The following is a 19863-nucleotide window of genomic DNA, read 5'->3' on the forward strand; positions in this document are numbered from 1 at the left end:
GTCAGGCGGGCTGGACGTCGGGCTGGGCGTCGATCCAGGTGGCGAGCCGGTCGATGCCCTGGGCGAGGTTGTACTGCGGAGTCCACCCGAGCACGTCCTTCGCCGCCGTGATGTCCGCCCACGCATGCCGGACGTCGCCCTGCCGGTACTGGCCGGTGACATGCGGCGCGGGCGCGTTGTAGTGCTGTGCGATGAGCTTCGCGGCGGTGCCGATGGTCTGGAACTCGCCGGACCCGATGTCCATGGGCTCGCCCTGGACCGTGGGGGAGACGGCGCCGGCGACAATCGCGGAGGCAACGTCGTCGATCAGGATGAAGTCGCGGCGCACTTCGCCGTCCTCGTACAGCGGAATGGACTTCCCGCCCATCGCCATGCGGCAGAACAGGCTCATGATGCCGGTGTACGGGTTGATCAGGGACTGGCCGGGACCGTAGACGTTCTGCAGCCGCAGGATGACGGTCTCAACACCATAGGACTTGGCCCAGGCCTGCAGGACATGTTCCTGGGCCAGTTTCGTGGCGCCGTAGACGCTCACGGGAGCCGGGAACGTCACGGAGGCCTTCATCGGCAGCGGGGTGGCGCCGGGGAAGTCCCACTGGGCCTGGTCCAGGGTGGCGCTGGTGCGCTGTCCCGGGTAGAAGGCCTTGCCGGCGGCGTCGCTCCAGGCACCCTCGCCGTACACGGCGCGGCTGGAGGACAGCACGATCCTGCGCGGAAGTTTGCCGTGGCGGTTGAGCCCGTCCAGCAGCTGCGACGTGCCCACCACGTTAACGTGCGTGTGCCGGGTGGACTCTTCGAGCGACTGGCCCGTTCCGGTCTCAGCAGCCAGGTGGATGACGACGTCGGGGGAGTGCTGCGCCAGGACCGTGTCCCACGTCTGGGCCTCGGCGACGTCGGCAACGATCAGTTCCGCCCGAGCGTCAAGCTCCGCCGGACGCTCGCCCGTGGCATGGATCTGCGGGTGGAGGCTGTCCACCACGACTACGCGGTCGAAAGCGTCGGCGAGGGCGGCGGAAATGGCGCAGCCAATGAAACCGGCGCCGCCGGTGACAAGGACGGTTCCGCCTGGGCGTGCGGAGGTTTCGGAAGAAGTCACAGCGGACCTTTCGTTGCGGGGCGTTTACTTGCCGAAGGAGTGGCGCACGAGCGCGCTGACGGCTGTGGAGTTGCGGTCCAGGACGGCCTGGGGAAGCAGAGAGAGGGCATGCGCCCGGGACGTGAGCCTGAGCTTGGCGGCGCGCTTGGCCCGGCGCCAGCCGAGAGCGTCGGCCTGCTCCGCGGACAGGGCGAAGTATTCGCGTTCGCCGGCGAATCGTGAACCGTCAACGAGCTTGGTCGAGGAGGCGCTGTTGGAGTGCCGGCGGTACTGGAAGCACACCGTGGGCTCGATCAGCAGCTGATCGCCCTTGTAGATCATGTCCATGATGAGGGCGAGGTCCTGGATGATCGGGAACCCGTCCCGGAAGTCCACTTCGCGGATCTTGTCGGTCCGGAACGCGAGGGAGGGCCAGTACAGCCAGTCCCCGTGCATGAGGTTGCTGGCAATGGCCTCACCGGCGATGAGCTGCTTGCCTTGTCCCCGGGGACGGACGATCTTCTGCTTCACGGAGTCCGCCAGCGTGGCCACCACCTGGCTTTGTTCATCGATGACCTGGACCCCCGGCTGGATGATCGCCGCGTCGGGGAAGCGCCGGTGGGCGGCCAGGATCACATCAACGTAGTTCGGCAGCAGGACGTCGTCGCAGCCCAGGATGACCATGACCTCCTGGGTGGCCATCCCGACGCACGTGCGGTAGTTCTCGGTGATGCCGGCATTGACGTCTTTGCGGATGTAGCGGACTCGCTCATCCTGGATCCCGGCCATGTACTCGGCAATGTCCGTCCCGGGGTAGGCGTCGTCCACGACGGTCAGGAGCCAGTCGCCGTTGTCCTGGGCCAGGACGCTGCGGACGGTTTCCTTCATGTAGCCGGGGTCGCCCCAGTAGGGAATGAAAATATCGAGGGGCATCTTAGGATTCCGTGCTTTCGGCGGGACGGTCGGTGACGTGCGCGCGGGCCTGGGCCGCAGGCGCGGCTTCACCCGCGAGCGGATTTGCAAGGGGATTCTTGCGGGAGTCCGGGAGGGGATTCGGGACCGGATCCGGGCGGCCCGCATCCAGCGCGGACAGGTGGCGGTGCTGCTCCAGGGACTCGAGCTGGGTGCGCAGGATGGCCACCTCCTCCGCCAGGGTCCGGGTTTCGTCCTCCACGACAGAGATTTCCCAAGACAAGTGCAGGCAGACGCCCAACAGCATGAGGATGCTCATGGCGAACAGCAGGTTGGAGGGAATCTGGACGCCGACAAATTCGGCAACGATGTTCAGCAGCCGGGGGAACGCGGCCAGGACCAGGGTGGCGACGCCGACCACCAGCCAGAGGACGGCGTACTTCTCCCGGAGCTTTTTGCGCCGAAGCATCTCGATGACCAGGGCCACGATGGCAAGCGCCAGCAGGAAGGCTGCGATGTTTCCCATGTCCTAGGCTCCTGCGGGTTCAGCGGCCCGGGTGGCCAGTCGTGTGGGTTTCCGGGTAAGGGCGAAGAGCAGGGCGAACACGGACCTTCCGAGGTAAATGGCTGCCTTGACGGGGTTGTGGCTTGGCTTGCCGCCCTGGCGTGCCCGCATCTCCACGGGCACCTGCGTGACCGTGCAGCCCGAGCGGATGGCCACGACGAGCGAGTCGATCGTGTCGCCCAGGTATTCGGCGGGATAGTGGTCGAGGTATTGGGCGACGGCGCGCTCGTTGGCGGCCCGGAAGCCGCTGGTGACGTCCGTCAGGCGGGTCTTGGCGAGGCCGGAAATGACCTTGGCCAGCAGCTGCATGGCCCACTTCCGGGGGCCGGTGACCTTGTATTCGCCGCGGTCGGCGAAGCGGGCGCCGATGGAGATGTCCGCGTGCTGGAGGCCGGCGAGGACTTCGTCAATGTTCCGGGGGTCGTGTTGGCCGTCCGAGTCGACCTGGATGACCTGGACGTAGCCGAGGCGTTGGGCGTACTTGAAGCCGGCCCGCATGGCGCCCCCGACGCCGAGGTTGAACGGCAGGTTTAGGACGGTTGCACCGGCCGCTGCCGCCTCCTGCGCCGTCGAGTCCGTGGAGCCGTCGTTGACGACGAGCACGTCGTAGCGGGCATTCGTGCGGAGGACTTCCCGCACGGTGCTGCCAACCACGGCGCCTTCATTCCAGGCAGGCATGATCACCAAGACGCGCGGGGAGGGTAGGGCTTCCATATCGTCCAAACTATATCAATTGCGTGCAGGGTCCTCGCTGGCGGCGGCCGCCCGGGCGGCGTCGGGCGCTGCCTGCTTCAGCGCAGGCGCCGTTCCAACTCCGCCGGGATCCGCCCTGTCGAGCCCCGGACCGCGTCCGTGAACCCTGCGACGGCGGCGCGTAAGAGCTTGGCGCGGCCCGGGCTGAAGGTGAAGCGCAGGATATGCGCCTTCAGTTCCTCCACGAGGCGCCGCAGCACCCAGCCCGGATACTTGCGCAGGTAGCGCAGGGTCAACAGCGTCCCGTTCCGGCAGATGTAGTAGACCCGGCTGGGCGAGTGGTAGTTATACGAAATTTCCCGGCCCAGGACCCGCACCGGCCGGCCGAAGAGCCGGCCGGGCTCGCGCTGTCCGAGGTCGTGGGCGATGTCACAGCCCTCACCCACCAGGACGCCGAGCCCTGCGGCACGGGTGCGCATGGTGAATTCGGAGTCGACGCCGTCGATGAACAGGGCCTCCTCGAAGGGGCCCAGCCGGTCCACGGTGGAGCGCGGGATGAGGAAACCGGACTGCATCGGATCGAAGGCGTGCACGAACCGGCCGTCGGTGTGCAGGACGGGGATGGGGTGGCCGCTGTAGGAGGCGGCCGTCACGAATCCGACGCCCATGCCGGCGGCGGTGGCGCGGGCGTAGGTGGCCAGGCCCCGCCGGACGTACTCGCCGACGGGGCGCGAGTCCTGGTCCAGCGTGAGGAAGAAGTCCGGGTTCCAGTGTGTCCGCGCCGCCGCGATGCCGGCGTTCAGGGCTGCCGCGATCCCTGAGTTTTGCGGTTGCCGGACCACCAGGGCGCCGGCGTCCGCGAGGCCGGCCAGCACGGCTTCGGAGCCGTCGGGCGATCCGTCGTCCACGACGACGACGTGCGCCACCTGCTGTTGCAGGGCCCGCACGGTGTCGGTCAGGGACGGATCGGGGCGGTAGGCGGCGACGACGGCGACGACGCTGGGGGACGGATCATTCGGCGACGGATTATTCGGCGACAACGGGCTCCATGCTTTCTTTGGCGAGCAGTCGTGACCCCGGGATCAGCAGGGTCACGAACAGGATAGCTTCGCTCAAGGCCATGCCCAGCGCGATGCCGGGGGCGTTCCCGATGGACCCGGCGTAGATCATGGCCGCGACCCCGAATACGGCGGAGATCAGCGTCCAGCGCAACACGAGGCTCTGCTGGCCGGCCGGAATGAGCAGGTTCCGGATGAACGGGGTGCTGGCACTGAGGAAGAGGAAGGCGAGCCCGTAGTAGAAGCACAATTCGGTGGTTGCCTGGGCCTCTCCGGCGAAAAGGAGGCCGCTGACAAACGGTCCGGCGACGGTCAGGACCGCCGCGCCGATCACGCCGAGTCCGATGTGGGACCAGATGGCTGCCAGATGGCGCCGTTTGCGGCCGGACGCCCCGCGTTCGAGGGTCCAGCCCTGGAAGGCATTGCCCAGGGCCACCACGGTGAACAGGCCGAAGCGGTACAGCGTGTCGGCCGTGGCCAGGCTGCCGGACGCCGCCGGGGCGGTCGTGGCGGTGGCAATCGGGGTGGGCGTGGAGGCGTAGGCGTTGCCGGCGAGGCTGATGCCCGCCGTCCGGCCCTGGGCCCCGAGCTCGCGGAGGGCGCCGCGGAGATCGCGGGGCCACCAGTTTCCTCCGGGGGAGTAGGTCCGGTGAAACACGATGAGGGAGGCCAGGCTCATGGCGGCGACCAGGGCCGTGTAGTACCAGAGCTGGTGGCTGATCAGCAGCACGGGGAGGGCCAGGGCGGTGGCGATGAAACGCGGAACGGTGTCGTAGACGGCCAGCAGCCGCGGCTGGCCCAGCCCGATGCAGAACCACGACGGCGACATCCCCGCGAACGCGACCGCCCACGCCATGGCCACGGCTTCCCAGCGGAATGCGGGAACGGCCACGAGCGCGGCGACGGCGGCGGCGGCGGGCAAGGTGAGGACGAGCAGCAGCAGCCGGGTCCGGATGCTGCGCAGGTAGACCCGGGCGCGGTCGGCGCTGCTGGCCGCCCGGGCGACGGCGACGGGCCCGTCCACGTTCCAGCCCCACATCAGGATGGTGGCGGCGAAGGTGCCGATTGCCTGCCCCGAGATGACGCTGGAGATTCCTTCGCCACCGACGAAGCCGGAGATGACCGGGAGCAGCAGGAGCGGGGTGATCAAGGACAGCAGGGGCAGAATGGTGAACCCTGAAAGTCGTAGCAGTACGGTTCTCATTCGAGCCGGAATCCTTGTTTCTTAGACATCGTCCCTCGATCCTACGGGATGCCCGGCCGCTGCCCGCGGTCCCCTAGGATGGTGCAGATGAACGATCAGAACCGGTTGCCCGACGTTCCGCTCCGGGCCAGCATCTGCATGGCAACGTACAACGGCGCGGAGTTCGTGGAGGAGCAGCTCGCCTCGATCCTGGCCCAGCTGGGCCCCGACGACGAGATCGTGATCGTGGACGACGCGTCCACGGATGACACCGTGGCGCGGATCCGGCAGCTCGCTGATCCCAGGATCCGTCTAATCGAGGCCGCCGCCAACCAGGGGTACGTCCGCTCCTTCGAGCAGGCCGTGCGGGCCAGCCGCGGCGGAGCGATCTTCCTGGCCGACCAGGATGACGTCTGGATCGGGGGCCGGCTGGACGCCATGCTGGAAGCCCTGGCCACGCACGCGGTCGTGGCCAGTAACTTCGATGTGCTCGGCGGGGGCGACCGGCCCCCGATTCCCCGGCTCCGCGCGGCCGACAGCGGCCGCCACCGGGCCAACCTCTGGGGCATCATGGTCGGCTACCGTGCCTACTACGGCTGCGGGATGGCCTTCCGTCGCGAAGTGCTGCCCAGCTTTGTCCCGGTGCCCGCGTACCTGCACGAGTCCCACGACCTCTGGCTCGCAATCCTCGGCAATACCGCGGGCTCCATCCGTCACCTGGACGACTCGACCCTGTTGCGGAGGCTGCACGAGAGCAACGCCACCCCGCGCGGCTGGCGTTCGCTGCGCGTTATCCTGGCCGCACGGGTGGTGCTCCTGCGCCTCATGGTCGAGGCCCGGCGGAGGCTCCGGGCGGCGTCGGCGCGGACGTAGCTTCAAGAGTCCAGCCGTGGACCAAGAGGGCCCGGGACCTCTGCGGTCCCGGGCCTTCTTGCGTCAGGTGTCCCTGAAAGTCGTTCGTCCCTAGAAGTAGGAGACGTCCACCGTCCGCGTGGCGAGGCTGTTGGTCAGCTGCCAGCTGTTGCCGCGCACGATGCCCACGGTGGTCAGTTTGTCACCGTTCCAGTCGCCTGTGATGGGACGGTCTGTGCTGACCCCGAAGGCGATGAAGTTGGAGACCACGGGGGACTTGATCCGGTTGCTGAGCCACCATTCGCCGTTGCGCCACACCCCGATGCTGGTCTTTCCGTCGCCGTCCCAGTCGCCGACGATCGGCGTATCGGAGGGAATCCCGAATCCGGTGTACTCATTGACCACCGGATTGTTGACGTTATAGCTGACCTGGAAGCTGGAGTTGCGCCAGATGCCGATTCCGTCGCGGCCGGCGCCGCTCCAGTCGCCAACGATCGGGGTGTCGGAGCCGACGCCGAAGCCCACCACCTTCGTGATGGCCATGGTGTTGAGGTCATCGACGAGCCACCACATGCCGTTCCGGAAGATACCGATCCCGGCCCGGCCGTCACCGTTCCAGTCGCCGACCACGGGCTTGTCGCCCGGCATGCCGTAGTTGAAGCAGCGCCGCGGGGCGGAGGGCATCTGCAAGCACCAGAACCCGTCCTTGAACCAGCCGGTGTAGGACTTGCCGTCGCCGGCCCACTTGCCGCTGAGCAGCGTGGCGCCGGGTATGAGGCCGATCGGGTAGGTGTCAGGCGTGGAGGCGAGTTTGCGGAGCTGGTCCAGCGAGCCGTTGAAGACGTTCTGATCGCCGGGGAACGTGGCCTTGACGGTCTGGGAAGCGTCGGCGTAGGCGTTGGCATACTGCCAGACGGTGTAGGTGGGCCATCCGCCGGGAACGGCCGGTGCATTGGTGTAGTAGGAGGCCAGCCACAGCGGGTTGGTCTGGCTGAATTCGCTGGTGTTGCCCAGGCAGTCGCGCCAGAAGTAGTAGCTCGTGTAGATCATGGCCTGTTTGTTGGTCATGCGGTACACGGTCTGGGTGAAGTCCCGGACCCAGGTGGCCAGCTGCCCCGGCGTGGCACCGTAGCAGCGGTTGAGGCCGGCGTAGGGGTTGTCCTCGATGTCCAGGACCGGGGGCATCGTGACGCCGTCGGCGGACCAGCCGCCGCCGTTGTTGACGAAGAACTGGGCCTGGGCGGCGCCCCCGGAGACATCGGGCCGGCCGAAGTGATAGGCCCCGCGGAGCAGGCCGACGGAGCTCGCGCCCGTGTACTGGGCCCCGAATTGGCTGTTCACGTAGCTGGTGCCCTCGGTGGCCTTGACGTAGGCGAAGCGGGCGCCGTTGGCCTTGACGGAGGACCAGTTGACGCTGCCCTGCCACGAACTCACATCCAGTCCCAGAGGCTGCCCGCGGGTGTCCAGCGGCTGCTCCGCCACCCACGGCTCGGTCGCTTGGGTCACGGCGGCCTGTTGCGTCTTGGCCATCGCCGCCGAGGCCGACGCCGGATTCAGTCCGGCCCGCCCCATTGTCGCCTGGCCCTGTTGCGGGGCGGCCGCGGCTTCCGCCGTGGCCGGAGCGGACGACGGCGCCGCCGCTGCCGTCGCCGCCTGCGCCGTGGCTTGAAGGGTGGTGGCCTGAGGGGTGGTGGCCGGGGCGCTGGCCTTCGCGGGGGCAGCCGCGCTGGTTGTCGCCGTCGGTTTGGGGGTCGCTGTGGGCGCGGCGGCGGTGGCGGTCGGGGAGGGGCTGGGAGCGGGTGCCGCGGATGCAGGGTTAGCCCAGGTCAGCGCCAGCGCGAAGGGAAGGCAGAGTGCCGCCGCGGTCCGTAGTTTGTGGATTTTGATAGTCGTCACCATTACTCCGGAGGATCTGGACAGAGGCCAAGATCACCCCCGTATGTGCGTAAAGAGTAACCAATTGCCCTCAGTGTTACCACTGTGGCCAATGTTGCTTTTGGTGTGTCCCGCGTCGGGACGGGAGAAAATCGTCAGCCGGTAAGCTGGCCTAATGCAGAAACTCCTCGTCACCGGCGGTGCCGGTTTCATCGGTTCCAATTTTGTCCACTACGTACTGGAGAACACCGACCACCACGTCACGGTCCTCGACAAGCTCACCTACGCGGGCAATGTGGAGTCGCTGGCGGGCCTTCCGGCAGACCACTTCACGCTGGTGCAGGGGGACATCTGCGACGCCGCAGTGGTTGACGACCTGGTCGCCGGGACGGACGTCGTGGTTCACTACGCGGCGGAATCCCACAACGACAACTCGCTGCACGATCCCCGCCCGTTCCTGGACACGAACATCATCGGGACGTACACCCTGATCGAGGCGGCACGGAAGCACAACAAGCGCTTCCACCACATCTCCACGGATGAGGTGTACGGCGACCTCGAGCTCGACGATCCGGAGCGGTTCACCGAGAACACGCCCTACAACCCCTCGAGCCCGTATTCCTCCACCAAGGCGGGCTCGGATCTGCTGGTCCGGGCCTGGGTGCGGTCCTTCGGCCTGCAGGCGACCATCAGCAACTGCTCGAACAACTACGGCCCGTACCAGCACGTGGAGAAGTTCATTCCGCGCCAGATCACCAACGTGATCGACGGCATCCGCCCCAAGCTGTACGGCAAGGGCGAGAACGTCCGGGACTGGATCCACGCCAATGACCACTCGTCCGCTGTCCTGGCGATCATCGCCAAGGGCCGGATCGGCGAGACCTATCTGATCGGCGCCGACGGCGAGAAGAACAACAAGGACGTCGTCGAGCTGATCCTCAAGCACATGGGCCAGGCGCCGGATGCCTACGACCACGTCGTGGACCGGCCCGGCCACGACATGCGCTACGCGATCGACTCCTCCAAGCTGCGCGACGAACTCGGCTGGGAGCCGAAGTTCTCCAACTTCGACGCCGGCATCGAAGACACCATCGCCTGGTACCGGAACAACGAGGACTGGTGGCGTCCGCAGAAGGCCGCGACCGAAGCCAAGTACAAGGAACAGGGCCAGTAGACCATGTCGATCGAGTTCTCGAAGAAGCTCACAGCACACGAAACCCCGATTCCCGGCGTCGTCCTGTACGACCTTCCGGTCCACGGCGACAACCGGGGCTGGTTCAAGGAGAACTGGCAGCGGGAAAAGATGGTGGCGCTCGGCCTCCCGGACTTCCGCCCGGTGCAGAACAACATCTCCTTCAACGAGTCGGCGGGCACCACCCGCGGGATCCACGCCGAGCCGTGGGACAAGTTCATTTCCGTGGCCACCGGCCGGATCTTCGGCGCCTGGGTGGACCTGCGCGAAGGCCCGACGTTCGGCGCCGTGTTCACTGCCGAAATGGATCCCAGCCAGGCCATCTTCATTCCCCGCGGAGTGGGGAACGCCTTCCAGACGCTGGAAGACAACACCGCCTACACCTACCTCGTCAACGACCACTGGTCCGCCGACGCCCAGGGCCAGTACACCTTCCTGAACCTCGCCGACGAGACCGCGGCCATCAGCTGGCCCGTGCCGCTGGAGCAGGCCGAGCTCTCGGACAAGGACAAGGCACACCCGCGGCTGGCGGACGTCACGCCGATGCCGCCGAAGAAGGTCCTCGTGGTCGGTGCCGACGGCCAGCTCGGCAAGGCCCTGCGCAAACAGTACGACGGCGACGCGTCCGTTGAATTCGCCGGCCGCGGCGAGTTCGACCTCGGCAGCGAGGACGCCTTCACCGGGCGCAACTGGAAGAACTATTCCGCGATCATCAACGCCGCGGCCTACACGGCGGTGGATGCCGCCGAGTCGGCCGAAGGCCGTGCGGCGGCCTGGGCGGTCAACGTCACCGCCGTGGCGCGGCTGGCCCGCACCGCCGTCGAACACGACCTCACACTGGTCCACGTGTCCTCGGACTATGTCTTCGACGGCACGCGCGCCACACACGACGAGTCGGAGCCCCTGGCGCCGCTGGGCGTCTACGGCCAGACCAAGGCCGCGGGCGACGCCGTCGTCAGCGTGGTGCCCCGGCACTACATCGTGCGCACGAGCTGGGTGATCGGCGAAGGCAACAACTTCGTCCGCACCATGGCCTCGCTGGCGGAACGCGGCATAGAGCCGTCGGTGGTGGACGACCAGATCGGGCGGCTGAGCTTCACGGAGGACATCGCCGCCGGCATCCGGCACCTGCTGGAGTCGGGCGCCGCGTACGGCGTCTACAACCTCAGCAACGACGGCGATCCGCAGTCCTGGGCGGAGATCGCCGCGGACGTCTACGAGCTCGCCGGCAAGCCGCGGGAGGCCGTGACGGGTGTCAGCACGGAGGAGTACTTCAAGGGCAAGGCCGTCTCGCCGCGCCCGTTGAACAGTGCCCTCGAGCTGGACAAGATCAAGGCCGCCGGGTTCGTCCCGCCGCTGTCCTCGGACCGGCTCAGGGCGTACATGGGGGCAACAGTTCCCCAGCACTGAGCCTTGGCCGTGCGGTTCAGCTAAGGATCAGCACGCGAAAAAGACCCGTTCACGCGCATGGCGTGGACGGGTCTTTTTGGTGCGGGAGCCGCGGGAGCCGCGGGAGCCGCGGGAGCCGCGGGAGCCGCGGGCTCAGCCGGCCGCGGCCTCGGCAGCGGGACGCTTGCGGGCCAGCCTGGTCCTGGACGGCCACGGCCGCTTCGGGAGCAGAGTATGGCCCGGGAACAGGTAGCTGAACAGCTTCGAGGCGCAGAGCAGGACTGCCGCGGTGAAGGCCAGGGTGAGGACCTCCCAGGTCAGCGGCGGCTGCCAGCCCGGCACGGTGAACATGGTCTGCCAGTTGGCCGTTTCCTGGATGCCCACAACATAGCGCCGGAGAACGTTCACAAAGGCATAGGCGTGTGCGACGCAGCCGGCCACCAGCAGGATCCGGGCGATGGTCATGCTCTGCGGCCGCTGTCCGAACGGCCGGAACCGCATGGCGAGCCCGGTCGAGATGACCGCGATCGTGAACAGCGGCAGGCTGTACCGGCCCTGCCAGATGAAGCCGGTGGTGTTGATGAGGGCCGCCTGCACCACGGCAGGGACCACCGCCAGCAATGCGACCGCCACCCAGAAGGCAGCCTGCAGCCGGTAGGGCCGGACCAGCATGACCGTGAGCATGAGCCCGATGAGCAACATGCTCCAGAACATCTGGACGGCCTGCGGAACCGGTGCGTCCAGCCACCCCGCAACGCCGATGTACTGGCCGACAAAGTCGAAGGACTTGTCCATCATCGTCAGGAACGCGTTGTACGGCCGCACCTCGCCGGCGACGTTGGAGATCCCGGCCGGGGCTTCGCCGGCCGAAGCCGGTGCCCGGAGCATCAGGAAATTCCACGCCACGCCCAGGACGATGCCCACAGTGGCCAGTGCGGTTACTGCCAGCACCACCCGGTTCCTGAAGATGGCGACGATGTCAGCGCGCCGGAAGAAGAGGCAGGCAACGATCGCGCCGCACAGCAGCCACAACAGGGATATGTTGCGGGTGTTCGCGAGAGTCGCGGCCGCGATGCCGACCGTCAGGATGCCCGGGCGGGCCCGCTCCAGGTGCCGCGAGTTCTCCAGCACGGACACCAGCCCGCAGAAGGCCGCCATGGAGGCCGCGATTTCCAGCGAATTCGGATTGATGCCGCTGCCCAGGAACAGGACCATCGGCGTCGTCGAAATGGCGGCCGCGACGAGCGGCCACTTGGGGTGGCGCAGCCGGTGCAGGGCCGTGAAACCGGCGGCGTAGAAGGCTGCGGACAGCAGACCGCTGACGATGCGCATGGCGTAGATCGCCGGGGCCCCGGACATGACGAGGCTGGGCAGCCCGACAAGCCAGTAGTAGAAGGGGTTGTACAGTCCGGCCGACGTCACACCGATGGTGAGGTCGTTGTCATCGAGGGGGATCGCCGGGGCGCAGCCTGCCGGTTTCGTCACCTGGAAGGGGAAGCACATCTGCGCCTGCACGTTGGCGATGTAGGACGGAACCTGCACATGGACGCCGTGGCCGTACGATTCGCCGGGGCCCGGGAAAAACTGGCCCCGGGATACAGCGGCCGCCTTGATGGTGTGCGAGGGTTCGTCCGGATAGGCCATGAGGGGGGTGGCCAGGATCCACAGGGTGATGAGGAGGGACAAAAGGGCGAAGACAGGAAGGAAGAAGCCCATGCCACCGCGGGTGGTTGCCGACAGCGCGAACCGCCGAGCCTTGCCGGGCCGGGCGCCGGGCACGGAGCCTGCTGGTGACGTGCGGGCCGCCTCGGTTGCGTGAATCACTGTGCGTCCCCGATCGTGTCAATCAGCTTTTTGGATTCCCGAATGGCCTCTTCGCTGGGAGAGGCGACACTGGCGAAGTACGTTGAGGACACCTGGCCGTCGGAACTGAGGACAAAGGTGCCCCAGGACTTTACGAGCGTGCTCAGCTGGTGGTTTGAATACTTACCGCAGAAGGCCTGGTAACCGACGACGCCGAGGGCGTAGCCCTGGTTGCTTGTCTCGGGCAGAGTGAATTCCACCCCGGTGGGCAGCGTCCGGGTGGTGCCCTCTTGGGCGGCAACCGCGGCGGAGTCCTTGGACATGCGGACGTAACCTCCGCCGAAGGAGAGCAAGGCGGTTTCGAAGCGGCTGCCGATCGAGCCGAGGTCCATGAACGCGATGCCGCCGGGGGTCTTGTCGACCTTGTCGGCAAGGTCGGAGTGCTTCTTGACGGTGACGGCGTTGCCGGTCTTCGGCCAGGTGGCGGATACGCCCGAGGTCCAGGCGGGGTCGGCGCTGAGGTACTTTGTGGCCGCTTCCGTTTCCACGCTGGGCTCCGTGGCCACGATGGGGGCGATGTCGTCCGAGGGGAGGGTGATGTCGGGGTTGATGTCCGCGATCTCACGCGCGTCCCAGCGGGTGATGGAGCCGGAGAAGATCCCGGCCAGGACTTCGCGGGTCAGCTTGACGTTCCGAAGGCTCGGATTGTTGAGCGCGACGCCGATGGAGGTCACGGAAACGGGAACGGAGAATGCGCCCGCCGGCCCGCACACGTCCTTGGTCTGGTTCTGCTGTTCCGGTGTCAGGGGACCGTCCAGTGCGGCGAAGTAGGCTTGGCGCGTGGCCAGGGCCCTCAGTCCGACGTCGGATCCGTCCGGGGAGTAGTTGAGCGACGTGGCGGTGAGTTCCTTGCTCCAGGCGTTGCTCCAGGCCTCGATCGGCCCCTTCTGCACGGGCGTTCCGATCGCGGTGAGGGATCCCCGGACGTCGCTGACGGGCGTTCCTCCGGAGCAACCGGTCACTCCGATTCCCAGCAGCAGAATGCAGGCGAGAACTCCACCTGTGGACCGATTGCGCAAAGAATTTCCCTTCCCGTTCCGGAATGCCTCCGAAACCGTTCCTTATTACCCTAGCCGGTCCCGTGGTGTCGAGGGGTTGCCGGAACACGTCACCGGAGTCTGCACGGCACGCGGTGCTGGTCTAGACTTGCCGGATGTCCCTGTGGATGAAAGCGCCCGGACACATCAACGATTACAGGCGGTATGTTCGAACAATGGGGATTGAATTGTGAGCCTTGCTCACCGCATGAAGACCCTTGTGCGCGACGGCTTCCTGGTCAAGTTCCTCGTGGTGGGAGGGCTTTCCTTCGCCATCGACCTCGGACTCCTGGCCCTCCTTCATGAGGTGGGCAACGTCGATCTGTGGATTGCCACCCCGATCGCCTTCCTGACCAGCCTGGTCTTCAACTTCTTCGTCCAAAAGAACTTCACGTTCCAGTCCGGCGCCCGGGCCCACGTCAGCTTCATCAAATACGGGGCACTTGTAGCGTTCAATGTCGTGGCAACAGACGTGATCGTCAATCTCGCCGCAGGGGCCGGCCAGTCCTACGCGCTCGGCAAGGTCATCGCGACCATCGCCACGACCGCCTGGAACTTCTTGCTCTACAAGCACTGGATCTTCAAGCCCGCGCCGGAGCATGACCGCGACATCGTCGACCTCGACGCCTCCGCGACCCCTGCCAGCGGCCCTCATCATCGGGATTAGCTAAGGCTGCTTCCGTCGTTGATGGGCTCCCCGGCCGGGGGCTGGCCGGGCGACAATTGGCGGTACAGCAGGACTCCCGCCACGGCTGTCACGGCCAGATAGGCAAGAGCCAGGGGAAGCCAGCCCAGCGGCGGCTCCCACTTGGTTGCCCCGAACATGTCCGCCCAGTTGGCTTCGGTGGATATTCCGACTCCGTACCTGCGCAAGGCATTGGCGAACACCGCGGTGTGCGCGGCCGCGGTGAGCCCGATCGCCCACATCGTGATTCTCCGCGCGAAGAGCGAGTCGGGGAACCGGAGGAAGCGCAGGGCCAGTCCCGCGGCCAGGAGCATCGGGACAATCACGGGCAGAAGGTAGCGGCCTTGCCAGATGTAGCCCAACTCCGTGACCACCTGAGCCTGAAGGATTGGCGGGATGGCGATCGCCGCGGCGAGCAGCACGATGAATCCGAGCCGAGGGCGCCACAGCCTGACGGACACCGCGGCGACCATGAGTGCCCCGGTGAGGCAGGACCACCAAAAGTAGACGCCGGTGGGACCGTTGGTGTCCAGCCAGCCGAGCTGGGCCACGTAGGAGGCCGCGATGTCGAATGTCCGCTCAACCATGGTGCCGAAGGCTTGCTCCGGGGTGACGGTACCGGGGGTGCCCAGCAGGCTGGCGAGGGTGTTGGCTGTCTTGAGCCACAGGAGGCCGAGGGCCGCCGCGACGGCAATCAGGGCGGCCATGGCCAGGACGAGCTTGTTCTTCACCAGGAGCAGTAGATCCCGGGGCGGGACCATGAGCAGGGCGGCAATGACAGCCAGGGCAAGCCACAGCAGTGACAACGCCCGGGTGTTGGCCAGGACGGCGGCAGCGACCCCCACAACAACGATGTTGAACCGGAACCGGGACAGCTCCCGCACGTTCTCAAGCACGAGGCACAGGTTGACGAACACTGCTGAGGTGGCGACGATCTCCAGGGCATTCGGGTTGATGGACCCGCAGAGGTAGAGAACCATGGGCGTGACGGCGATCCCCGCGGCCGCGACGGGCCAGCGCCGGTTGGCGAACTGGGTGGTGGCGAGGAGCGTGGCAGCGAGGAACAAAGAGCACAGCAATCCGCTGAGGATCCGCATGGCGTAGATGGCCGGCTCGCCGCTCAGGATCGTGGAGGGCAGGCCCACCACCAGGTAGTACAGGGGGTTGTAGTTGCCGGCCGACGTGCCGGCCGTCGTCGGCTGCCGGTCCGCGGAATCCAGCCCGGGGGAGCAGTCAGCGGTGACGATCACTTTGAAGGCGAAGCAGGTTAGGGACTGGGTGTCGGCGATGTACTTGGGCACCACCACCTGAAGCTGTTCGCCCTGGGTCTGTCCGGACGTGCCGAGGAACTGCCCCCGGGCCACGGCGGCGGCCTTGATCGTGTGGGCCGGTTCGTCGGGGACCGACATCAGGGGAGAGGCAAGGCTCCACAACGTGCTGAACATCGACAGGATCAGGAAGATCATGCCGAAGCGCAGGACCGGTGCGGGGGGCTTGGACTGCGCCGGATTCGCCTGGCGGGGCCGCTGCGCTTTGCGCAAGGGAAGACTCATGGATTCAGTGCACCGTTTCACAGTGATGAGACGCGTCCAGCGCCCTTGAAGCGCCCCGCCGGAAAACTGCTCATGAAGATTCGCGCAGAACACCGCGTCGGGACGCCGGGGCCCGTCTGTCCCCCGTCGATCGTAGGGCCACCAGGCACCCGGTACAAAAGCGCTGTCCGCCCGACCGGCCGCTCCGGCTCGGTCCGGCCGTGAGGCCAATGAGCCTGCTGTGACCGGTGAGAAAGATGTTGTCCCGCCACGGTGGCGGTTATCCACATAAGGCCGCCGCACCCCTTGTCCGGCCGGGCAGTGCCGCCTAGGTTTAAGCCACTTTCATCGCCTCGGCAGTGGGGCGTCAGTCATATTGGGGGCTGCATGGAGGCTGTGCGCATTGTCGAGGACGAGGTCCGCGAGCTGATCCGCCGGCGCGGCCTGGACCCCCTGCGGCAGTCCGGGGAGGTCCGGCGGCTGGTCGAAGCGGCGGTCAGCGACTACGACGAGCGGGCCTTGCTGGCGCCGCTGCCGCCACTGGGGCCGTTGGAGTCGGCGCGGAGATTCGTCTACGACGCCGTGGCCGGCTTCGGCGCGCTGCAGCCCCTCCTGGACGATCCGGGCATCGAGGAAATCTGGCTCAATGCGCCCAGCGAGATCTATGTGGCGCGCAACGGCGAATCGGAGCTGACTTCTGTGTCGTTGACGGACCAGCAGGTCCGGGACCTCGTGGAACGGATGCTGAAGAGCTCCGGCCGTCGGCTGGACATGTCCTCCCCGTTCGTGGATGCGGCGCTCCCGGACGGCTCACGTCTGCATGTGGTCATCCCGGATGTCACCCGGCGGCACTGGGCCATCAATATCCGCAAGTTCGTGGTCAAGGCCAGCCGGCTGGAGCACCTGGTGGAGCTGGGAACGCTGACCCCGCAGGCGGCCAGGTTCCTCGGTGCGGCCGTCGCCAGCGGCCTCAACATCCTGGTCTCGGGCGCCACCCAGGCTGGCAAAACCACCATGCTGAACTGCCTCGCGGCGAGCATCGGCACCCGTGAGCGGGTCATCACGGTGGAGGAGATCTTCGAACTGCAGTTTCCGCTCCGCGACGTCGTGGGGCTGCAGTGCCGGCAACCGAACTTGGAGGGGCAGGGGGAAATTCCGCTGCGGCGGCTCGTCAAGGAGGCCTTGCGCATGCGGCCCGACCGGCTCGTGGTGGGGGAGGTCAGGGAGGCTGAGAGCCTTGACATGCTCATAGCCTTGAATTCGGGTCTTCCCGGGATGTGCACCGTCCATGCAAACTCCGCACATGACGCCGTGACGAAGATTTGCACGCTGCCGTTGCTCGCCGGCGACAACATTTCCAGTGCCTTCGTGGTTCCCACGGTGGCGTCCTGCATCGACCTGGTGGTCCACTGCAGCCGGCACGCCAACGGGCGCCGACAGGTCACCGAGATCCTGTCGCTGGGCCGCCGCGTGGAAAACGGAATCATCGAATCCTCCATGGTGTTCACGATGTCGGACGGGCAGCTTCTTCCGAAGGCCAACTCGATGCCCGCCGCGGAAAAGTTCGCCCGCTCCGGCTATGACGTCGCGGCGCTCCTGGAGCCGCGCTAATGGCGCCGCTCCTGGGGATGCTGGGCGGGGCCGGACTTCTCTTGATCTGGTGGTCCGCGTGGGAGCAGCCCGGGAGCTCCGGGCGCAAGTCCCGGACCAGCAGGGTTGAGGATCTGCTGCGGACGGCGGGCATCGAAAAGGTCAGCGCGGCAGGCCTGCTCGCCTCGTGCCTCGGGGTCGGCGTATTTACAACCCTGGCCTTCTTCGCAGTGACAGCGTCGTGGCCGATCTCGGGATGCTTTGGCCTGTTTGGCGGCTGGCTGCCGATGGCGATCGTCCGGTGGCGTGCAAGGAAGCGCACGGCCGTCCTCCGCCAACTCTGGCCCGACGTCGTAGACCACCTCCGGTCAGCCATCAGGGCCGGCCTGTCACTGCCCGAGGCCCTGATCCAACTTGGCGAGAAAGGCCCCGTGGAGCTTCGCCACGTGTTCGTGGACTTCGGCTCCGACTACCGTTCCGGAGGCCAGTTCGATCCCTCGCTCACCCGGCTCAAAGAACGCCTGGCTGATCCCGTGGCGGACCGGATTGTCGAGGCGCTCCGGCTCACCCGGGAGGTGGGCGGCTCTGATCTCGGGCGACTCCTCGGCACCCTCGCCGAGTTCTTGCGTGAGAGCGCCCGGACCCGGAGTGAGTTGGAGGCCAGACAGTCCTGGACCGTCAACGCCGCCCGGCTGGCCGTCGCGGCGCCCTGGATTGTGCTGGTGCTGCTGGCCAGCAGGCCCGAGGCCGTGATGGCCTACAACACCGCGGCCGGGGCGGCGGTCCTACTGGGCGGCCTGGCTGTCTCTTTGATTTCCTATGCCATCATGTTGCGGATCGGGGCGCTGCCGGAAGAGCAGCGGGTGCTCCGATGACCGGGCTGATGGCGGGTGCCACGGTATGCGGCTCAGTCCTCGGGGCCGGACTCTGGCTGTTCCTCGTGCGGCTTCCCTTCATGCGCCCGACGACGTTCGTCGAACGTATCGGTCCGCAATTGAGAACCCACAACCTGGAATCCCGGCTCCTGCGGACCGCCCCGCGCAATGTCACGCCGTTCGGGCCGCTGGAAAGGATTCTCCGCCCGGCGATCCGCGACGGCGTCAGATCACTAGGCCGAATCAACCTTGGTGCGACGGCCTTGAACCGCAGGCTTGCCCGCGCCGGGAGCGCCAAGACAGCGGTGGACTTCCGGGCCGAACAGCTCGTGTGGGCGGCCGGCGGCTTTGTCCTCGCCGTCGGCGTCGTGGCGCTCGCCGGCAGTCTTGGCAGCTTCAGCCCGTTCGTTGCGGTGGTGGCCGTCGTGGGGAGCGCCGTGGGCGGGTTCCTGCTCCGGGACTACCTGCTGGGAGCGCACATCAAGAAACGGGAGGCGCTGACGATGGCGGAGTTTCCCAGCATCGCCGAACTCATGGCCCTCGCTGTCAGTGCCGGGGAAAGCGCCACCGGTGCGCTGGACAGGGTCTGCCGCAGCGCCCGGGGCGAGCTCTCGCACGAATTCAGCCGCGTCCTCTCCGAGACCCGGGCCGGGAAGCCCCTCGTGGAGGCCCTGCGGGAGTTCTCGGCCAGGACGGATCAGGGACCCCTTCTCCGTTTCGTCGACGGAATGATCGTGGCCGTGGAGCGCGGAACACCCCTGGCCGACGTCCTACGCGCGCAGGCACAGGATGTCCGGGACACAGCCAAAAGGGAGCTCATGGAGTCCGCCGGCAAGAAGGAGATCGGGATGATGGTGCCGCTCGTCTTCGGGGTGCTTCCGCTAACAGTCATCTTCGCCGTGTTCCCCGGCCTGGCCGCCATCAGTCTCGGACTCTAGGAGCCGCCAGCCCAGCCTGGACGCGGCGCAGACGGCGAGGCCTTGCAGGCCATAAGGACGGAATTCAAAAAAAGCCATACGACGACGGAAGAGGATACGAAGAACGTCCCGCGGTCCGGGACTTGCCGGCCCGGATGCGGTGCCAGGTTCTGCACCGAAGCATCACCAGGATTCAGGCACGAAGCGCAGGAAACCAGATGCACCAGATCGACAACAGCACCGGAAAGACAGAAGCAGCGGAAAGACAGAAGCACGAAACAAGAGAGATCAGGCACGAGAAGAACGAGGAAAGAGGACACCGTGAAGAACTTCGGAACCCGGATGGCATTGATGGCGCTGAGCATGGTGACGTGGCGGTCTGTCGCGTCGCGGCTGCGGCCGGGGGACCACCGTGCCCCGGTAGCAGACCATCCGGAGCGGGGGGATGTGCCCGGCTGGGTGATGATCACCCTTATGTCCGCCGTCCTCGTGGCAGCCCTTCTGGCCCTCGCCGGTCCGGCACTGGAGGGGCTCTTCAACCAGGCCATGGATAAGGTCGGACAGTAGCAG

At 66.9% G+C, this 19863-nt stretch carries 18 protein-coding genes; 8 read left to right on the forward strand and 10 right to left on the reverse strand.

Annotated features, from left to right (window positions below):
* Position 1: 1 nt before the first annotated feature.
* From ACVWYS_RS05125 to ACVWYS_RS05150, 6 genes are all read right to left on the reverse strand, one after another.
* Complete coding sequence (locus ACVWYS_RS05125; protein WP_344367299.1) at positions 2 to 1096, reverse strand: NAD-dependent epimerase/dehydratase family protein; 1095 nt, start codon at positions 1094 to 1096, stop codon at positions 2 to 4.
* 24 nt (positions 1097 to 1120) lie between these two features.
* Positions 1121 to 2008: a glycosyltransferase family 2 protein gene (locus tag ACVWYS_RS05130; RefSeq protein ID WP_116766840.1), complete on the reverse strand. Its 888-nt coding sequence runs from the start codon at positions 2006 to 2008 to the stop codon at positions 1121 to 1123.
* Between the two features lies 1 nt (position 2009).
* Positions 2010 to 2513 carry a DUF2304 family protein gene (locus tag ACVWYS_RS05135; protein ID WP_456509415.1) on the reverse strand — a complete coding sequence of 168 codons (504 nt, stop codon included), beginning with the start codon at positions 2511 to 2513 and terminating at the stop codon, positions 2010 to 2012.
* A 3-nt stretch (positions 2514 to 2516) separates the two neighbouring features.
* Positions 2517 to 3266 carry a glycosyltransferase family 2 protein gene (locus ACVWYS_RS05140; protein ID WP_116766841.1) on the reverse strand — a complete coding sequence of 250 codons (750 nt, stop codon included), beginning with the start codon at positions 3264 to 3266 and terminating at the stop codon, positions 2517 to 2519.
* A 77-nt stretch (positions 3267 to 3343) separates the two neighbouring features.
* The gene (locus tag ACVWYS_RS05145; protein WP_456508584.1) at positions 3344 to 4285 is read right to left on the reverse strand and encodes a glycosyltransferase; all 942 of its coding nucleotides are present in this window, start codon (positions 4283 to 4285) and stop codon (positions 3344 to 3346) included.
* A complete protein-coding gene (locus tag ACVWYS_RS05150) occupies positions 4272 to 5507 on the reverse strand; it encodes a polysaccharide biosynthesis protein (RefSeq protein ID WP_456509416.1) in 1236 nt (411 codons plus the stop codon). Before ACVWYS_RS05150 ends, ACVWYS_RS05145 begins: the two co-directional genes overlap by 14 nt.
* Before the next feature lie 87 nt (positions 5508 to 5594).
* Here ACVWYS_RS05150 and ACVWYS_RS05155 point away from each other — a divergent pair, with 87 nt between their 5' ends.
* Positions 5595 to 6359, forward strand: a complete 765-nt coding sequence (locus ACVWYS_RS05155) for a glycosyltransferase (protein ID WP_116766844.1) — start codon at positions 5595 to 5597, stop codon at positions 6357 to 6359.
* Between the two features lie 90 nt (positions 6360 to 6449).
* Here ACVWYS_RS05155 and ACVWYS_RS05160 read toward each other — a convergent pair whose 3' ends face one another.
* Complete coding sequence (locus ACVWYS_RS05160) at positions 6450 to 8237, reverse strand: GH25 family lysozyme (protein WP_456508587.1); 1788 nt, start codon at positions 8235 to 8237, stop codon at positions 6450 to 6452.
* A 151-nt stretch (positions 8238 to 8388) separates the two neighbouring features.
* On the opposite strand from ACVWYS_RS05160, the gene rfbB reads away from it, so the two are divergent.
* Both rfbB and ACVWYS_RS05170 read left to right on the forward strand, forming a co-directional pair.
* Positions 8389 to 9387 (forward strand): dTDP-glucose 4,6-dehydratase, encoded by a 999-nt coding sequence (gene rfbB, locus ACVWYS_RS05165; RefSeq protein WP_456508588.1) that lies wholly within the window; start codon positions 8389 to 8391, stop codon positions 9385 to 9387.
* Positions 9388 to 9390: 3 nt separating this feature from the next.
* Positions 9391 to 10815, forward strand: a complete 1425-nt coding sequence (locus tag ACVWYS_RS05170; protein ID WP_456508589.1) for a sugar nucleotide-binding protein — start codon at positions 9391 to 9393, stop codon at positions 10813 to 10815.
* A 132-nt stretch (positions 10816 to 10947) separates the two neighbouring features.
* Here ACVWYS_RS05170 and ACVWYS_RS05175 read toward each other — a convergent pair whose 3' ends face one another.
* Both ACVWYS_RS05175 and ACVWYS_RS05180 read right to left on the reverse strand, forming a co-directional pair.
* Positions 10948 to 12618, reverse strand: a complete 1671-nt coding sequence (locus tag ACVWYS_RS05175) for a DUF2142 domain-containing protein (protein WP_456509417.1) — start codon at positions 12616 to 12618, stop codon at positions 10948 to 10950.
* The gene (locus ACVWYS_RS05180; RefSeq protein WP_456508591.1) at positions 12615 to 13676 is read right to left on the reverse strand and encodes a substrate-binding domain-containing protein; all 1062 of its coding nucleotides are present in this window, start codon (positions 13674 to 13676) and stop codon (positions 12615 to 12617) included. Before ACVWYS_RS05180 ends, ACVWYS_RS05175 begins: the two co-directional genes overlap by 4 nt.
* 226 nt (positions 13677 to 13902) lie before the next feature.
* Between ACVWYS_RS05180 and ACVWYS_RS05185 the strand changes: the two genes are divergently transcribed.
* Positions 13903 to 14361 (forward strand): GtrA family protein, encoded by a 459-nt coding sequence (locus ACVWYS_RS05185; RefSeq protein ID WP_456508592.1) that lies wholly within the window; start codon positions 13903 to 13905, stop codon positions 14359 to 14361.
* Here the strand turns inward: ACVWYS_RS05185 and ACVWYS_RS05190 are convergent.
* Positions 14358 to 15932, reverse strand: coding sequence for a DUF2142 domain-containing protein (locus ACVWYS_RS05190; protein ID WP_456508593.1), 1575 nt, complete (start codon positions 15930 to 15932; stop codon positions 14358 to 14360). The genes ACVWYS_RS05185 and ACVWYS_RS05190 overlap by 4 nt on opposite strands.
* A gap of 366 nt (positions 15933 to 16298) precedes the next feature.
* On the opposite strand from ACVWYS_RS05190, the gene ACVWYS_RS05195 reads away from it, so the two are divergent.
* The 4 genes from ACVWYS_RS05195 to ACVWYS_RS05210 all read left to right on the forward strand — a co-directional run bounded on the left by ACVWYS_RS05195 (position 16299) and on the right by ACVWYS_RS05210 (position 19860).
* On the forward strand, positions 16299 to 17522 hold the full coding sequence (locus ACVWYS_RS05195) for a CpaF family protein (protein ID WP_456508594.1): 1224 nt from the start codon (positions 16299 to 16301) through the stop codon (positions 17520 to 17522).
* Positions 17522 to 18376: a type II secretion system F family protein gene (locus tag ACVWYS_RS05200; RefSeq protein ID WP_344367313.1), complete on the forward strand. Its 855-nt coding sequence runs from the start codon at positions 17522 to 17524 to the stop codon at positions 18374 to 18376. The genes ACVWYS_RS05195 and ACVWYS_RS05200 overlap by 1 nt, the downstream gene beginning before the upstream one ends.
* On the forward strand, positions 18373 to 19314 hold the full coding sequence (locus ACVWYS_RS05205) for a type II secretion system F family protein (protein WP_456508595.1): 942 nt from the start codon (positions 18373 to 18375) through the stop codon (positions 19312 to 19314). The genes ACVWYS_RS05200 and ACVWYS_RS05205 overlap by 4 nt, the downstream gene beginning before the upstream one ends.
* A gap of 342 nt (positions 19315 to 19656) precedes the next feature.
* Positions 19657 to 19860, forward strand: coding sequence for a hypothetical protein (locus ACVWYS_RS05210; RefSeq protein WP_425547222.1), 204 nt, complete (start codon positions 19657 to 19659; stop codon positions 19858 to 19860).
* Positions 19861 to 19863 lie beyond the last annotated feature (3 nt).

This window comes from Arthrobacter sp. TE12231, from assembly GCF_054062895.1.

What these genes read in the sequence shown, in the direction of transcription:
- ACVWYS_RS05200 (WP_344367313.1), top strand. Translation starts at nt 17,522, where the DNA reads ATGGCGCCGCTCCTGGGGATGCTGGGCGGGGCCGGACTTCTCTTGATC.
- ACVWYS_RS05210 (WP_425547222.1), top strand. Translation starts at nt 19,657, where the DNA reads ATGGTGACGTGGCGGTCTGTCGCGTCGCGGCTGCGGCCGGGGGACCAC.
- ACVWYS_RS05160 (WP_456508587.1), bottom strand. Translation starts at nt 8,237, where the DNA reads ATGGTGACGACTATCAAAATCCACAAACTACGGACCGCGGCGGCACTC.
- ACVWYS_RS05170 (WP_456508589.1), top strand. Translation starts at nt 9,391, where the DNA reads ATGTCGATCGAGTTCTCGAAGAAGCTCACAGCACACGAAACCCCGATT.
- ACVWYS_RS05195 (WP_456508594.1), top strand. Translation starts at nt 16,299, where the DNA reads ATGGAGGCTGTGCGCATTGTCGAGGACGAGGTCCGCGAGCTGATCCGC.
- ACVWYS_RS05185 (WP_456508592.1), top strand. Translation starts at nt 13,903, where the DNA reads ATGAAGACCCTTGTGCGCGACGGCTTCCTGGTCAAGTTCCTCGTGGTG.
- ACVWYS_RS05140 (WP_116766841.1), bottom strand. Translation starts at nt 3,266, where the DNA reads ATGGAAGCCCTACCCTCCCCGCGCGTCTTGGTGATCATGCCTGCCTGG.
- ACVWYS_RS05150 (WP_456509416.1), bottom strand. Translation starts at nt 5,507, where the DNA reads ATGAGAACCGTACTGCTACGACTTTCAGGGTTCACCATTCTGCCCCTG.
- ACVWYS_RS05190 (WP_456508593.1), bottom strand. Translation starts at nt 15,932, where the DNA reads ATGAGTCTTCCCTTGCGCAAAGCGCAGCGGCCCCGCCAGGCGAATCCG.
- ACVWYS_RS05130 (WP_116766840.1), bottom strand. Translation starts at nt 2,008, where the DNA reads ATGCCCCTCGATATTTTCATTCCCTACTGGGGCGACCCCGGCTACATG.
- ACVWYS_RS05205 (WP_456508595.1), top strand. Translation starts at nt 18,373, where the DNA reads ATGACCGGGCTGATGGCGGGTGCCACGGTATGCGGCTCAGTCCTCGGG.
- ACVWYS_RS05135 (WP_456509415.1), bottom strand. Translation starts at nt 2,513, where the DNA reads ATGGGAAACATCGCAGCCTTCCTGCTGGCGCTTGCCATCGTGGCCCTG.
- ACVWYS_RS05155 (WP_116766844.1), top strand. Translation starts at nt 5,595, where the DNA reads ATGAACGATCAGAACCGGTTGCCCGACGTTCCGCTCCGGGCCAGCATC.
- rfbB (WP_456508588.1), top strand. Translation starts at nt 8,389, where the DNA reads ATGCAGAAACTCCTCGTCACCGGCGGTGCCGGTTTCATCGGTTCCAAT.